The 14,667-nt window shown below is 50.9% G+C and carries 18 protein-coding genes and 5 tRNA genes; 5 read left to right on the plus strand and 18 right to left on the minus strand.

Translation table 11 applies throughout. From position 1 onward, the window contains the following. The first annotated feature begins 29 nt into the window (after nt 1-29). The 4 genes from HZA49_04380 (at nt 30) to HZA49_04395 (ending at nt 2,687) form a co-directional block, all read left to right on the plus strand. Nucleotides 30-275, plus strand: a complete 246-nt coding sequence (locus HZA49_04380) for a helix-turn-helix domain-containing protein (GenBank protein ID MBI5778675.1) — start codon at nt 30-32, stop codon at nt 273-275. Nucleotides 276-715: 440 nt separating this feature from the next. After that, entirely contained in the window at nt 716-1,420 is a 705-nt protein-coding gene (locus HZA49_04385) for a hypothetical protein (GenBank protein MBI5778676.1), read from the plus strand. Nucleotides 1,421-1,510: 90 nt separating this feature from the next. Beyond that, nucleotides 1,511-2,461: a DNA polymerase III subunit delta gene (gene holA, locus HZA49_04390; GenBank protein ID MBI5778677.1), complete on the plus strand. Its 951-nt coding sequence runs from the start codon at nt 1,511-1,513 to the stop codon at nt 2,459-2,461. Between the two features lie 4 nt (nt 2,462-2,465). After that, nucleotides 2,466-2,687 carry a hypothetical protein gene (locus HZA49_04395; protein MBI5778678.1) on the plus strand — a complete coding sequence of 74 codons (222 nt, stop codon included), beginning with the start codon at nt 2,466-2,468 and terminating at the stop codon, nt 2,685-2,687. Nucleotides 2,688-2,818: 131 nt separating this feature from the next. Here the strand turns inward: HZA49_04395 and HZA49_04400 are convergent, their stop codons facing one another. From HZA49_04400 to HZA49_04470, 15 genes are all read right to left on the minus strand, one after another. Further along, nucleotides 2,819-3,346, minus strand: coding sequence for a 50S ribosomal protein L10 (locus tag HZA49_04400; protein ID MBI5778679.1), 528 nt, complete (start codon nt 3,344-3,346; stop codon nt 2,819-2,821). Between the two features lie 28 nt (nt 3,347-3,374). Further along, nucleotides 3,375-4,106 (minus strand): 50S ribosomal protein L1, encoded by a 732-nt coding sequence (gene rplA, locus HZA49_04405; GenBank protein ID MBI5778680.1) that lies wholly within the window; start codon nt 4,104-4,106, stop codon nt 3,375-3,377. Next, nucleotides 4,090-4,527 (minus strand): 50S ribosomal protein L11, encoded by a 438-nt coding sequence (rplK, locus tag HZA49_04410; GenBank protein MBI5778681.1) that lies wholly within the window; start codon nt 4,525-4,527, stop codon nt 4,090-4,092. The genes rplA and rplK overlap by 17 nt, the downstream gene beginning before the upstream one ends. 92 nt (nt 4,528-4,619) lie before the next feature. Beyond that, on the minus strand, nt 4,620-5,684 hold the full coding sequence (locus HZA49_04415; GenBank protein MBI5778682.1) for a M42 family metallopeptidase: 1,065 nt from the start codon (nt 5,682-5,684) through the stop codon (nt 4,620-4,622). Nucleotides 5,685-5,705: 21 nt separating this feature from the next. Next, nucleotides 5,706-6,239 carry a transcription termination/antitermination factor NusG gene (gene nusG, locus HZA49_04420; GenBank protein MBI5778683.1) on the minus strand — a complete coding sequence of 178 codons (534 nt, stop codon included), beginning with the start codon at nt 6,237-6,239 and terminating at the stop codon, nt 5,706-5,708. Between the two features lie 112 nt (nt 6,240-6,351). Then, nucleotides 6,352-6,657 (minus strand): preprotein translocase subunit SecE, encoded by a 306-nt coding sequence (gene secE, locus HZA49_04425; GenBank protein ID MBI5778684.1) that lies wholly within the window; start codon nt 6,655-6,657, stop codon nt 6,352-6,354. A 231-nt stretch (nt 6,658-6,888) separates the two neighbouring features. Beyond that, nucleotides 6,889-6,962 (minus strand) — tRNA-Trp (locus HZA49_04430). 12 nt (nt 6,963-6,974) lie between these two features. Further along, complete coding sequence (rpmG, locus tag HZA49_04435) at nt 6,975-7,124, minus strand: 50S ribosomal protein L33 (GenBank protein ID MBI5778685.1); 150 nt, start codon at nt 7,122-7,124, stop codon at nt 6,975-6,977. Between the two features lie 128 nt (nt 7,125-7,252). Continuing rightward, nucleotides 7,253-8,461 (minus strand): elongation factor Tu, encoded by a 1,209-nt coding sequence (tuf, locus tag HZA49_04440; GenBank protein MBI5778686.1) that lies wholly within the window; start codon nt 8,459-8,461, stop codon nt 7,253-7,255. Between the two features lie 35 nt (nt 8,462-8,496). Further along, nucleotides 8,497-8,569, minus strand: a tRNA-Thr gene (locus tag HZA49_04445). 365 nt (nt 8,570-8,934) lie between these two features. Further along, nucleotides 8,935-9,005: transfer RNA gene (locus HZA49_04450), tRNA-Gly, on the minus strand. Nucleotides 9,006-9,168: 163 nt separating this feature from the next. Further along, nucleotides 9,169-9,250 (minus strand) — tRNA-Tyr (locus HZA49_04455). Between the two features lie 169 nt (nt 9,251-9,419). Continuing rightward, nucleotides 9,420-9,491 (minus strand) — tRNA-Thr (locus HZA49_04460). 52 nt (nt 9,492-9,543) lie between these two features. Beyond that, nucleotides 9,544-10,500 (minus strand): glycosyltransferase family 2 protein, encoded by a 957-nt coding sequence (locus HZA49_04465; GenBank protein MBI5778687.1) that lies wholly within the window; start codon nt 10,498-10,500, stop codon nt 9,544-9,546. 93 nt (nt 10,501-10,593) lie between these two features. Beyond that, nucleotides 10,594-10,797, minus strand: coding sequence for a dodecin domain-containing protein (locus HZA49_04470; GenBank protein ID MBI5778688.1), 204 nt, complete (start codon nt 10,795-10,797; stop codon nt 10,594-10,596). A gap of 239 nt (nt 10,798-11,036) precedes the next feature. Between HZA49_04470 and HZA49_04475 the strand changes: the two genes are divergently transcribed. Then, complete coding sequence (locus HZA49_04475) at nt 11,037-11,606, plus strand: hypothetical protein (protein MBI5778689.1); 570 nt, start codon at nt 11,037-11,039, stop codon at nt 11,604-11,606. 64 nt (nt 11,607-11,670) lie between these two features. On the opposite strand, the gene HZA49_04480 is transcribed toward HZA49_04475, so the two are convergent. From HZA49_04480 to HZA49_04490, 3 genes are all read right to left on the minus strand, one after another. Next, nucleotides 11,671-12,045 (minus strand): hypothetical protein, encoded by a 375-nt coding sequence (locus HZA49_04480; GenBank protein MBI5778690.1) that lies wholly within the window; start codon nt 12,043-12,045, stop codon nt 11,671-11,673. A 231-nt stretch (nt 12,046-12,276) separates the two neighbouring features. Continuing rightward, a complete protein-coding gene (locus HZA49_04485) occupies nt 12,277-13,653 on the minus strand; it encodes a phosphomannomutase/phosphoglucomutase (protein MBI5778691.1) in 1,377 nt (458 codons plus the stop codon). A 1-nt stretch (nt 13,654) separates the two neighbouring features. Next, the gene (locus HZA49_04490) at nt 13,655-14,512 is read right to left on the minus strand and encodes an NAD(+)/NADH kinase (GenBank protein ID MBI5778692.1); all 858 of its coding nucleotides are present in this window, start codon (nt 14,510-14,512) and stop codon (nt 13,655-13,657) included. Nucleotides 14,513-14,667: the final 155 nt, after the last annotated feature.

Genomic DNA, 14,667 nt, shown 5'->3' on the forward strand with positions numbered 1-14,667 from the left:
CCAATACATTGGTATGGGGGTGTACTACTATGCCATATCCGCACCAATTTATTAAACTCACACCGGAAGAGAAAAAGAAGGTCTCGTTTTGGCTGGAACGTTATGCCCTAATCGGCCGGTATAACAAACGCCGGCGCCTCCAGATTCTTTATCTATCAGACCAGCAGATTGGGTTTAAGCGGATTGCCCAACGGCTTAAATACCATTACGATACCGTCAGATGGAACATCTACCTCTATAGAAAACAGGGGTTAAAACCTTTCATTCCGGAATAGCCATTCACACCTTCAGTAATTGATGCCCCTTATCTTTCAATGACTTAGGGCAAGATACCCCTATACCCCCCTGGATAGAGCCCCTCTCTGAGGGCGATAGAGGTCCTCTCTGAGGGCTATAGACCACCTCTGGCGAGGCGGGAGAGATTCTCTCTGAGGGCCATAGACCACCTCTGGCGAGGCGATAGATGTTATCTCTGGGGGCTCTACCTCACCACTGGCGAGGTGGTAGATGTTATCTCTGGGGGCTATACCTCACCTCTGGCGAGGCGATAGGGGTTATCTCTGGGGGCTATACCTCACCTCTGGCGAGGCGATAGGGGTTATCTCTGGGGGCTATACCTCACCACTGGTGAGGCGATAGAGGTTAGAGGGCGAGGCAATGCCACCTCTTATTTTTCTTGTATGGCTTATAGAGGAATGGTATATTCATCTATACTATGAGCGACAATAAATGTTCAGATCCGTTTTGTTCCCATCACCATTCCGAGATGCCGCCCCAAGGGCGGTTTAAGTGGATATTAAAGGAACTCCTGCATCACCTGCCTTTTTCCGTCCTCAGCGCCCTCGTCGGCATCGCCATTATCGCCGGCCTGACTATGGCGGGCAAGGTCCGGCATCTGGTCAATATTTTCCATCTCTTTCACCCGACCCATCTTCTCCTGAGCGCCGTTGCCACCACCGCTATGTTTAGGAGATTGTCAGCACGAAAATTATCTTCATTTTCCACGCTCCACGCTATACGCTACACGCTCTACGCCTCCTTTGTCGGGTTTACCGGCAGCGTGGTCCTGTGTTCCCTGAGCGATATTGTCCTGCCGTATCTGTGCGGCAACCTGTTCGGCGGCAATATGGCCTGGCACTTCTGCCTGGCCGAGCACTCGATGCTCGTCCTGCCCTTTGTATTTATCGGAATCCTGATTGGTTTCTGGAGCGGTGTCTATGTCCGCTATAGCACCTTTTTATCCCATTCCGGGCACGTCCTGGTCAGCACCATGGCTACGCTTCTTTATCTGGTTGCCTTTGGCATGTCTGACTGGCTGGCCAACTTCGGGATTGTGTTATTGATTACGGTATTCTCGGTGCTGATACCCTGTTGTCTGAGCGATATCGTGTATCCGATGCTGTTTATCAGGAGAAGGTAAGATAAGGAAATGAACTTATAGCGTTTGGTGTTATGCGCTTTGTGTCTTCATTAAGACGCTCTACGCTCTACGCTCTACGCTTAACGCACTATGTTATTTGCAGAATTTCTCAAACAGATAAAGTCCTGTTCGGCGGAGCCGCAGCGGAGTCCCGATTATTTCGGGGCTCAGACAGTGCCACCGCTTTATATCTTCACCGGCCCGGCCAAACAAGTGGCGGAACTCAAGGAAAAGGGACTGGGGATATTATCCCGGTTGCTAACTGGCGTTGAAGTGGGCGAGTCAGTCAGGCGCTTTGATACGGCTAATTTCAATGAGCCGGAGTTCTGGACCGAACTCTATGCCGTGCCTTTTCTCAACAAAAGCCGTCTGGTTCTGTTAAGCGCGGCCGACAAAACCGACTTTATCAATAAGATGGAAAAACCATTGTCTGATTACCTTTCCGGACAGACCTTCTTTACCCGGCTGGTGATATTCGCCGATAAATGCGCGGGGTTTTCGGCCCCCTTTAGCCGCCTTTTGGATAAGAAGGGTTGGATTATTGAATGCGAGCCGATTAGGGAAGAGAATCTGCCGGGCTGGATTGCCAGCCAGTTGAATATCTATAACAAGAAGATTTCATTGTCCGCGGCCGGATTGCTGGCGGAAAAGACCGGCAATGACCTGGCCCGGATAGACGCCGTCCTGAAAAAGCTGGTCCTTTTCCATAAGGATGACGGGATAATTTCTGCCGAATCAATACGTGATTTTGTTGACACCGAGAAGGACTTTGATATAAAGGAGTTGAGCAATGCCATTATTAACCGGCAGCCGGATCTGGCGCTTAAGGTCGCCAATCAACTGTTGAGGAAAGGGGAGTCGGTTAACAGGATTCTGGGGTTTTTGCGCGGGGCCTTTGCCTATAACGCCAGATACCGGAATAACAACGCCCTGCTGTTATCGCGCTATAATAAATTGTTAGCCGCCGACCTGGCCATAAAGACCGGCCGGCTCCCGGAAGACCTGGCCTTGCAGACACTGGTAGTGAAATTAAGCAGATAGTTATATGGTAGGTTTTTGTATTCATTGCGGAGCCAGCACGCCGAACGAATTCGTGGTTGTCAACGGCGAGACTCTGCCGAGTCCTTATGTCCGCTGTTCCTATTGCGGCAAGATGGCCGGTATCAGGGATAAGATGGAAGATGACCACATCTGGCTGGAAGTGCTGGAAAAAACAGGCGAAGTAGCCGTCAAGGACGGTAAAATCGCCTCATCCCAAATCGCATAGCAACGTTACTTCTTATAATCGGCTGGAGCGCAACGGCTTACCGGCTCTTATCACGTTCATAAGACCTTAGATGCGAGGTGAGAGCCGATTGGAATCATGCTTTGGCAATTCCCATTATTTCTGACGGGAAGTTATGTGCGGGGCTTGGCAGCGTATTGATTCAATGCCCTCGGGAATTTGGCAATCAATTCTGAAAGGCCCCGGGCTAATCTGGTGGTCGGCGACTTGAAGGCGCCGGCTAAATGAGCCAGTAATACCTCCCGGGAAGGCAACAGGGCCAGTTTCTTTACCTCTCCGACGCTAATGGCCTTGCCTTCGGCATAACCGCCTTTGATTTCCGGCAGCTTGTTCTTGGCGGTCCAGCTGACTAACCGCTTGGCCGTGCCGATACTGTCGACTTCGTTGGAATAAACCAGGGCAATCGGGACATTCATAAACGGGCTGAACCGGTCAAACTGGACGCCTTTCTTTGTGGCCACTTTCCTGAGCAGGGTGTTCTTTACCACATTGACATTTATTTTGCTTTCCTTGAGGAATGAGCGGAATTTGTTCAGCTCGCTGGCCTTCATGCCGCGGTAATCGACCAGGAAGCAATGGTCTATGGAATCGTACCGGCCTGACAATTCTTTTACTACTTTAGTCTTCAGTTTCTTGGACATAACTTTTTCCCCTATCTTTTTACCCGGATTATTTAATCTTTATTGCCAGTCCCGGTCCCATGGTTGATGATATCGTAATACTCCTGATAAAATCACCCTTAACGCCGGCCGGCCGGTGCGATTTAATATGTTCTACGGCCGTATTGATATTTACTTCTAAATCCGGGGGCGAAAAAGACACCTTGCCCACCGGCATATGGATATTACCGTCGGCATCGGTCCGGTATTCGGTTTTTCCCGCCTTGAATTCCTTCACGGCCACCTTGATTTCATCGGTGACGGTCCCGGTCTTGGGCGACGGCATCTTGCCGGCCGGGCCGAGCACTTTGCCGAGTTTGCTGACCTGTTTCATCAGGTTGGGCGGCGCGATGGCCACGTCAAAATCGGTCCAACCGCCTTCTATTTTCTTGATTAGTTCGTCAAGCCCGACTTCATCGGCTCCGGCCGCCCGGGCTTCCTCCGCCTCTTTGCCGGCCGCAAAGACTATAACCTTACGGGTCCTGCCGATGCCCTTGGGAAAACTCAACGAGCCGCGCATGGCCTGCTCGCTTTTCTTGGTATCAATGCCCAAACGGATAGCCACTTCCACGGTGGCGTCGAATTTCACCGGCGGCAGGGACTTTAAGGTGGTTACCGCTTCGGGTATGGTATAGAATTTCTTCTTGCCCTCTGTTTTCGGCTTGCCTGTTTCAGCGGTCGGGGCTTTGACCCCGGTCAGCTGGGCGGTTATTTTCTGGTATCGTTTACTTCTTTTCTTCATCTGCTACCTCAATTCCCATATTCCGGGCTGTGCCCTCTATTATTTTTACCGCCTTATCCAGGTCAGTGGTATTAAGGTCCTTGATTTTGGTCTTGGCAATCTCGCGGACCTGTTGTTTGCTTACCTTGCCGACCTTGACTTTATTCGGTTCGCCCGACCCCTGAGCCAACCCGGCCGCCTTTTTAAGCAGGACCGAGGCCGGCGGCGTCTTCATTATAAAATCAAAGGAACGGTCTTTGTATATTGTAATTACCACCGGGGTAACGATTCCCTGGTTGTTCTTGGTCAAGGCATTAAAGCGGGTGACAAATTCACCGATATTAACGCCGTGCTGTCCCAACGCCGGTCCGACCGGCGGGGCAGGGGTGGCTTGGCCACCCGGGCATTGTAACTTCACCACCGCTTTTACTTCTTTCGCCATAAGATTAATCCTTCCTTAAATACACAATACCAACCCGGTATTACCATCAAAGGTTTCCCACTATAATAATTTCTGTTACTGATGTAAAGAAATTACGGTATAAAACTGATATTCGGAGTTAATTTAAGGGTAAACGCCGCCAGTAATTTTGAGGTATTTTCCAGGTCGGATAACGCAATCACCTCTATCGGAGTGTGCATATAACGGTTCGGAACGCTGACCAGTCCGGCCGCCACGCCGCTTTTGTTCATCTGGATGGCGTTAGCGTCGGTTCCGGTGGCGCCCGGCGCGGCCTCAATCTGGCAGGAGATTTTATTGCTCTTGGCCGTATTGGTTAGTATCTCAAAAACCATCGGATTGATATTCGGCCCGCGCGAGATGACCGGTCCGGAGCCCAGTTTTATATCGCCGATTCTTTTGGGATTGGAATCCGGATGGTCCGTCGCGAAGGTAACGTCGATGGCAATGCCGACGTCCGGGCTGATGCCGTAGGCGCTGGTCCGGGCGCCCCGGATGCCGATTTCTTCCTGGACGGTCGAGACCCCGAAAACCGCGGCCTTCGGGCGCTGCCTGGAGATTAATCTTAATGTTTCAGCCACCACAAAGGCGCCCATCTTATCGTCAAAACCGCGGGCCACGATCAGGTCGTTCTTGAGATTCTCAAACCCGACCGCGAAGGTTATCGGATCGCCGATATCGATTATTTTCTCCACCTCGGCCTTATTCTTGGCGCCGATATCAAGCCAGAGAGAATAAATCTTGGGACTGCCGGCTGATTTGCGTTCCTCTTCCTCCATCAGGTGGATGGCTTTCTTGCCGACCACGCCCAAAACGGGGCCTTTCTTGGTATGGATGTGAAATCTCTGGCCCGGCAGGATGCCGGTGTCAATGCCGCCGATGGCGCCGAAATAGATGTAGCCTTTGTCGTCAATATAGCGCACCATCAGGCCGATTTCATCGCAATGCCCGCTGAACATCAGGCGCGGCTTGCCCTTGGGATTGATGACCGCGATGGCGTTGCCGTGCACGTCCTTCTTTATCTCGTCAACAAAGGGGCGGACGTATTTGCACCAGATTTCCTGGGTCGGTTGTTCGTAGCCGGACGGGCTCGGGGAATTAACCAGTTCCTTCAGGAAATTCAGCGATTTTGATTCCATAGGATAAACTCCTTCGGATGCTTAAATCGATTCAATCTGCCAGTAACCTAATTCCACTGAGGTCGGGCGGTTGAATACGATAATATTTACTTTTACCATTCCTTTTGAGGGGATAATCTCGTCCACTACGCCTTCAAAGGTCTCAAACGGCCCCTCTTTGATTTTGACGTTCTCGCCTTTCTTGAACTTGATTTTTATGTCCGCTTCCGCGCCGGAAGATGTCGTGGCGTCGCCGAGCAGGATTTGTTCTATTTCCGGCGCCTTTACCGGCGTGGGGTTACGGTCGCCCAGGAAATTTGTCACGCCCGGCGTTTCCTTGACGAATAGCCAGACCTGTTCGCTCATATCCGTTTCCACGAAGACGTAGCCGGGATATTTTTTACGCTCAACCACCTTTTTCTGCTTGCCCCTGAGTTCCGTTATTCGTTCCTTGGGCACCAGCACCTTGAAAATGGTAGATTCCATCCCTTTTGATTTAATCCGTTCTTCCAAGGCATTTCTGGTAAATTCTTCTTTATTTGTCGGTGTTATAACCACATACCAATTCTTAGCCACGGATGACCTCTTTCTTTGTATGGCGCCAGATGCGCCGTTATCAATGCACTATCTGTCGGGATAATTCCTCAACGATATGCTGTTTGCCCGGGACATAACTTATGTGCCGGGTTTATTGCAGATAGATCAGTTTCATAATTTGCGTGAGCAGCCTATCGACGATAAATATAAACATGCCGATCACGACGACCGAAACAATAACGGCAATCGAAGACCCCCAGTATTCATTCTTGGGAGGCCAGGAAACCTTCTTGAGTTCAAATTCGGTTTCAATCAGGAAATCAGCCGGTTTAGGGCCATTGATGACGAAACGGTTTATAATAATGACGACCAGAATAAACAATGTCACAGAGATAAGGGTTCCTATCGTAATATTCACCTCGAAAAACGGGATGGTATATAAGGCGTCACTGCCCATCAGTTGCTGGACGGTATAGCCCCAGAAGGTCTTTTGGGGCGGTATCGTGGTTATATTTTCAGGCGGGATATAATAGAAAAGCGAGACGCACCCGAACAGGGTAAAGAGGGTAGCCATGGCCCAGGTGACAAAGCGGATTATCAGGCCTTCTCTTTCTTTGTAAGTAATCAGTTTCATAATTTATATCAATCCGGGATATTATTCTCCGACCGTTTCCTGGCAGGGGGGAAACAGGTCTGGAGGGACTCGAACCCCCAACATACGGTTTTGGAAACCGTCGCTCTACCAATTGGAGCTACAGACCTATAGTAATCCAATTATTTCTTTTTCTCTTTATGGGGCGTATGAGCCCGGCAAATACGGCAGAATTTCTTCAACTCGAGCTTTGCCTGTTTCTTCGTATTCTTGCTGGTGCGGTAATACCGGTTGCCGCACTTGGTACACTCAAGAAAAATCCATTCCCTCATTTTATCAGCACCAATCTTTCCATGTTATAATGTAAACACTACCGCACAACGGCAATAATGGAACAAGATAATCGTATTTATGTGTGTGCATCAGTTCCGCTTAGGCATCTAATTGACCACAACATAACTTATTGCAGAATCTTGGTAACCACACCGGCGCCAACCGTCTTGCCGCCTTCACGGATGGCAAAACGCTGTTTCTCTTCCATTGCCACAGGCGTAATCAATTCCACGGTCAGGCGGCTATTGTCCCCGGGCATCACCATTTCCACGCCCTGGGGCAGTGTGACCGCGCCGGTGACATCGGTTGTCCTGAAGAAGAACTGGGGCCTGTAACCGGTGAAGAACGGCGTATGCCGGCCGCCTTCATCCTTGGACAGGATATAAACTTCGCCTTCAAACTTCACGTGCGGCGTGACTGTGCCCGGCGTACAAAGAACCATACCTCTTTCCAGTTCGTCTTTCTCCACGCCTCTTAAGAGCACGCCGACGTTGTCGCCGGTAATGCCTTCGTCCAGCAGCTTGTTGAACATTTCCACGCCGGTAACCACGCTCTTCTTGATTTCCTTGGTGAAACCGATGATGTCAACCGGGTCATTGACTTTAATCCGGCCTCTTTCAATACGGCCGGTGCCGACGGTGCCGCGGCCCTTGATGCTGAATACGTCTTCGATCTGCATCAGGAAAGGTTTATCTACCTCGCGAACCGGTTCCGGAATAAACTCATCAATGGCGTCCATCAATTTCCAGATAGAACCGCACCACTGGCATTCTCTCTTGGCGCACATGCATTCCAGCGCCTTTAAGGCCGCGCCTCTGATAATCGGGGTCTTGTCGCCCGGGAAATTATATTTGTTTAACAGGTCCCTGATCTCCACTTCCACGATATCAAGCAGTTCCGGGTCTTCAACCAAGTCTGTTTTCGACAGGAAGACCACCATGGCCGGAACCTGCACCTGGCGGGCCAGCAGAACGTGTTCGCGGGTCTGGGGCATCGGGCCGTCCACGCCGGAGACGACCAGGATAGCGCCATCCATCTGGGCGGCGCCGGTAATCATGTTCTTGATGTAGTCCGCATGGCCCGGGCAGTCGATATGGGCATAATGCCGCTTGGCTGTGGCATATTCCACGTGGGCGACCATAATGGTCAGAATCTTGGTTTCGCCTCTTTGCTCGCCGCCCTTGGCAATCTCCGCATATGACCGGGCGTTAGACAGCTTATGCTTGGCCAGAATGTTGGTTATCGTGCTGGTTAAAATGGTCTTCCCGTGGTCAATATGCCCGATAGTTCCCACGTTCAAGTGGGGTTTAGTCCTGTCAAATTTTTCCTTTGCCATAAATTGCTCCTTTTCTCTTTATTGTTTTCTTTCTTAGCTGTTGATGGGATTTGCACCCATGACCTCGTCCTTACCAAGGACGTGCTCTACTGGCTGAGCTACAACAGCACACTATTAGACGCCCGCATTTAGCCGGCAGGCAGTCTGGAATTTTTTATATTATTACAATATTGTTTCAACTGTCAAGGAAATAACGGATTTTTGTAAAATTATCTCGCCTGGTATTCCGCATCGGCGGGATAAGAAACTGCCCCTCTGGGGTTCCCCCGATGTCCATCGGGGCGGGGTCGAGGGATAACAACCATAGGTCTAACAGTTTCTAAGCGGGCGATGGGGTAGGTTTACCCTGATGGTTCCGATATAACATCGGAACCAGAAGGGGACCCACATTATCAGCGCTTTGCATCAACGACCCTTCGTGTTACTCAGGGTCTAACTGCCAGTAAGTCGCTTCGCTCAAACTGGCAGATAAGAGCGGGCGATGGGAATCGAACCCACATTACCAGCTTGGAAGGCTGGGACTTTACCATTAAGCTACGCCCGCATTATGGGCTGTTAACCAGCCCGTATCCGAATGGTTGCGTGATGGCGTTACAGCCTGTTATGCCCCGATGTCCATCGGGGCGTAAGCCGTAGTACTCCCGACAAATACTGTCGGGATATAAGAAATTCTAATCCCGACATTCGTCGGGAAAGAGTTTCTAATATGGGCAGGGAGGGATTCGAACCCCCGAAGGCATCGCCAACAGATTTACAGTCTGTCCCCTTTAACCACTTGGGTACCTGCCCCGTTAGAAGCCATGGCGCCTACGGCGTCAGATGGTCACCTTTGGCGACTTGCTTCTAACGGGGCCTGCCCAAGATTTCTTGCTGTGATGGTTCCAATTACAGCAAATATGTCCCGCCATTTAGCGGGATAACTGCCACTAACTCACTACGTTCCTAAGTGGCAGTAAAAAGCTAGCCGTGGGATTCGAACCCACAACCTCCGGTTTACAAAACCGGGGCTCTACCATTGAGCTAGGCTAGCCCAATAGAGCACCCGATGATAATAATTTCTGGTTCGCTTGTCCAATAATCTGTTATTTATTTTGGCTGATATACCGGAGTGTCATCTTCTCCGTGCAGAATCTCAAGTGCCAGAATGCGAGTAAGGCATATAACCGGGCGTTTCCCCTGAAACGCCGCGCCAGGCCGATAGTTAAAATCGTCAGGAGCAGATTCGCAATCAATCCCAAAACTATCCTGACCGGCTTTACCAGGCGTAAGAGCGCATAAGACAGGATATTATGGCGCTTACGGAAGAATTTATATAAGGAATTAAGGTATTCTATCTTGGCCGGTATCAGCACCAGTTTCTTGCTCTCGCCCTGCAAGTGCCGGACCGCGGCCTCTGGCAGGAAACAGGTCCGCCAGCCTTTTTGGCGCATCCGAAAGCACCAGTCGGTTTCCTCCAGGAATAAGAAGTAGTCCTCATCCAGCAGCCCGGTATCTGCTATGGCTTTTTGCCGGACCAGCATGGCCGCGCCGATTACGGATTCCACCTCGCGCGGCGCGGTATCGGCCTGCTTCTTGCTCGGGTATTTCTTCGGGAGGATAATCCTGAGCAATCCCTTGCCGAGCGTCTCGCTCAAGATAGACGGGAAATTATCAAATGAATTCTGGCGTGAGCCGTCCGGATTCAGGAGCTGGCCGGCGACTACGGCGCATTCGGGATGCGACTCCAGGAACCCGACGGTCTTTTTCAGGTAATCAGTTCCCAAAACCGCATCGCTGTTCAATATCAGGTGGTATTGGCTGTCTTTGGCTGAGCTCAGTCCCTGATTGACCGCTTTGGCAAATCCGTAATTCTGTTTGTTGCGGATGAGAATGACATCTCGGTAGGCCTGCTGGACCGCATCAGCGCTGCCGTCTGAAGAGCCGTTGTCAATCACCACCATCCGGCCATCCATCTCTCTGGCCTGCGACAGGGCCGCTCCGATGCATTTCAGGAGATGTTCCCTGGTGTTGTAATTGACTATGATGATAGAAACCGTCACGGAAATAAGTAATTCGGTAGACAGTAGTCAGTAGGGCAGTGGACAGCAGCCAGTTACTGTCTACTGTTTACTGCCTACTGTTCACGTCAGGGATTAATCTTCCAGGATGAATGTTACATTCATATGGACGCGGTATTCAACTATCTTGCCGTTTTCCACCTTGCAGTTCAGCTTGGTCAGTTCCAGGCCGGTGATGCCGCGCAGGGTCTTGTTGGCCCGTCTCAGGCCTTCCTGCATGGCTTCTTCAATGCCCTTGGCTGAAGATGACACGATTTGGGTTACTCTTGCTACTGCCATAATTTCCTCTCCTTTTCCTTATGGGGGCGTCAGCCCCGCACTTACTTTAATATTAGTAATGTCGTTTAATTAAGTTATCTGCAATCTTACCGATACGGGTATTTATACTCTAAAGTAAGTGCGGGGTCAATAAAATATTCAAATAATTATTGACCCGGCTGGAAACGCTTGCTATAGTTATTGGCAGATTACCGTTCTTGGGACAGCATCATTGAAAACTTAACAGAAAGGAAAATATTATGATTACCAATTACCAGTCCTTGGCCGAGGGTTTTGCCAAAAAGGTCCTGGGCGCCAATAAACCCATCCCGGGTTTTTACGACAGCGGACTGGAATACTTTAACTTTGACGCCTTATGGGATGACAATAAGGTTAAGGACAGTGTCATCACCGCCCTCAGGGATTTTATGGCCCGCGAGGTCGTCGACTTGAACAAGGTGACCAAGATTCTGGGCACGGATACGGTTACGGTGAACTATTCATTCGGCACGCTGCCCATTGTCAGCACGGTGGCCCATCTGCTCAAGAAGGACCTGGTGATCTGGAGCGAGCGGGGCGACCTGGCCCGGAATGCGCCCAAGGTATTCGGCAAAATATCCGCTAATGACGAAGTGCTGATTGTCCACGACCTGCTGCGCGAGACCGTCATTGCCAAGGCCATCCTGGATACCCTGGTGGCGGCTTCCAAATGCCGGATAAAAGGCGTGGTGGTTCTGGTGAATGCCGCAAACAAGAAGTCATTAAGCGAGATGGGTTACACTAAGATTGCCTATCCGGTGCCTATTTATTCTTTTGTTTGTCCGGCCTAAAAAATATTACCCAGCACCTGCCTTTTCGGACGGATGCTGGGTAAGTTATCCTTATTGTCAACGACTACTTTGTGGTTTTCTTATGGCCGCCATCCCAGGTATGGTTGAAATGGGTTTCCATCTTCTTCATGTTTTCTTCCATCAAATTCCAATACTGCTGTTGTCCCTGCTTTGCCCTGGTCATCCAATCAGCCATTAATTTCTGGCCCTCGTCTTGGGCCACCGAGCCCTGTTTCATCAGGGTGTCCAGTGTCTTCTCATACATGTCCCATGATGTCTTCATCACCTGCATAGTGGTGTTGGTGTAATCCTTGGCCAGATTAAGAACCGTTTGCGCCATTTTCTGTTGGTCAAACATCCTCGTTACTCCTTTCATACCTTCATTGAGGTAGTTAAGTATTTCTTCGGCCATTTTCTCATGGCCATAAAGCCCGTCCATTATTATCACCTCCCTCAGTGTGGACAAAATGTTCACATACTGATTATTATCTGTGCCCGAAGATTCCGAACGCTCCGATGCTAACGAACCCGAAGGGATCGCGTACTGCGAACGGAGCGCCCCTCATCCCCGCAGGGCATCAGGACGCAAAAACCAGTTAGCGCATTATATATTAAAACCCGGATTTGTCAAGTAGAAATCTGATATTTTTGGCAGATTGCCTACATTTATTTAGCGTTTCAGTATTTTCTCTATGGCCCGGCGGGCGGATGTTAACTTGCGCGCCGTGTCGGCTTCAATATTCAGCCGCAATAGAGGTTCGGTATTAGACGGCCTGAGGTTGAACCACCAATCATCATACTCGACGGTCACGCCGTCCAGATAATCTATCTTGCCGTCCGAGAATCTCTGTACCGCTTCAGCCATTTTTTCAGACTTGTCCGCCACGGTGAAATTTAGTTCCCCGGAATGGAAATATTTCCTGAGCGGCTTGATAATCTTGGAGACGGGCTTGCTGTTTCCGCTGATAAGATTGATGAGATGGACAAAGGTCAGCAGGGCCGAATCGGCAAAGTAGTTGTCCCGGTAATAATAATGGCCCGAGAGTTCTCCGCCAAAGGCGGCATTGTGCTGTCTCATCGTGGCCTTGATAAAGGCGTGCCCGACCCGCTCCCGGACCGGCCGGCCGCCCAGCCTGGCAATCTGTTCCTGGACCATCCGGCTGGAACGCAGGTCGTAGACGATATTCTCTTTTTTATGATTCTTGAGGATTTCCCCGGCAATCAGGATTGTCACCAGGTCATTGGGAATTCGTTGGGCATGCTCATCCAGGAATATCACCCGGTCGCCGTCGCCGTCAAAGGCCACGCCCAAGCCCGCCTTTGTTTTCCGGATAGCCAGCTTCAGGTCCCGGATATTTTCGTCCTCCATCGGATTGGGGTCGTGATTGGGGAACCGGCCGTCCGGTTCAAAGCATAGCGGAATAATTTCCAGGTTTGGTCGGCGGTTGAAAATCTCTTTAAATATCGGCCCGACGCTGCCGTTGGTAAAATCCACCGCTATCCTCAGCGGCCGGCGGCCGGTGTTGATAAATCGCCTGATGAATTTTATATAGTCCGGGACGATACTGAGGCTGTTTAAGGGGGGGAGGGTCTGGGTTTTAGGCGAAGCATATTGACCAGCCAGTTTCTCGATATCCTTTAATCCGGTGGTCTCGGACAGGGCCATGGCCTGTTCGCGGCATATCTTGAAACCGTTATATTCCGGCGGGTTATGCGAGGCGGTGACCATGACGCTGCCGTCGAATCTGTAGAACCCGCCGGCAAAATAGGACATGGGCGTGGTGACCACGCCGATATCGGTTACCTCGGCGCCGCCGGCCAAAAGTCCTTGGATGAGACTCCGGGACAGGGCGGGCGAGGAAATCCGGACATCCCGGCCCACAACTATCTTACACACCCCCTTTCCTCTCTTGATAGAGGGGAGTGAAACATGTTTCTTGAGGCGTTTGATAAATTGAGCTGTGGCCCATCCGATAGCCCGGGCCTGGGCTTCATCCAGTTCTTTGGGGTATTTGCCGCGGATATCGTAGGCCTTAAAGATGCTCATGCTATTTAATTGTGTATCTCTGCGAATGCGGCTGCCCGCCCCAGTGGAGTTTTTCCCGCAGGGTCTCGTAGAAACTGCGCTGGCCTGACCGGACCAGCCGGAAGGCAGCTCTTGATTTCTTAAGGGTTATCCGGTCGGACTGGTGCAGGTACATTGAGACCTGTCCGTCCACGGTCAGGATGATTTCATGCCCGCTGCCGTCCGCCAGCTGGAGCTCGACGGTCGAATCAGGCGGCAGGACCAGGGTCCTCATGCTTAAGGTATGGGCGCAGATCGGGGTGATGATAAGCGACTGCGTTTCGGGTGAGACCAGCGGGCCGCCGGCCGAGAGCGAATAGGCGGTCGAGCCGACCGGCGTTGAGATAATCACGCCATCGGCCCCGAAGACCGTAATCTCCTTACCGTCGATAAACAACCGGAAATAGACCATTCGGGAGATGCTGCCTCGGGTGACGACCACGTCATTGAGCGCGATAAACGGACCTTCCTTCTTGTTGCCCCGGTTTATCAGGCAGTCCAGCATCATTAATGACGAGGTCTTCAGCCGCCGGGTGATAATCTGGCTGAATGATTCCTTTAGTTCTTCCAGCGAATACTCGGCCAGGAATCCGAATTTGCCCAGGTTGACGCCGATGACCGGGATGGGGTTATTATGCAGCCGGCGGGCCGTGGACAGTATGGAGCCGTCGCCGCCCAGGACGATAATCAGGTCGGCCCGGGCCTTGCTTAAATCAAGCCGGTTGGTCAGGTCCACCGCCGCTATCTTCACCTGCTGTTTATTGAGCCAGGGCTGGAGTTCGTTTACGACGTTATTGATGTGTTCCTTCTTGCGGTCGCCGATCAGGATTACTCTTTTCATCGGCACTTTAGATACTAAAAACCTTGCCCGGGGTCAATATTTTCCTGTATAATTGCCTTTACCACAAAGGACACTAAGCGCACAAAGTAATAGTGGTTAATAAGGAATAACCCGGAGTAATTCTTTGTGGCCTTTGTGCTCTTTGTGGTAAGTAT

The organism is Planctomycetota bacterium (genome assembly GCA_016235865.1).
Lineage (GTDB): Bacteria > Planctomycetota > MHYJ01 > JACQXL01 > JACQXL01 > JACRIK01.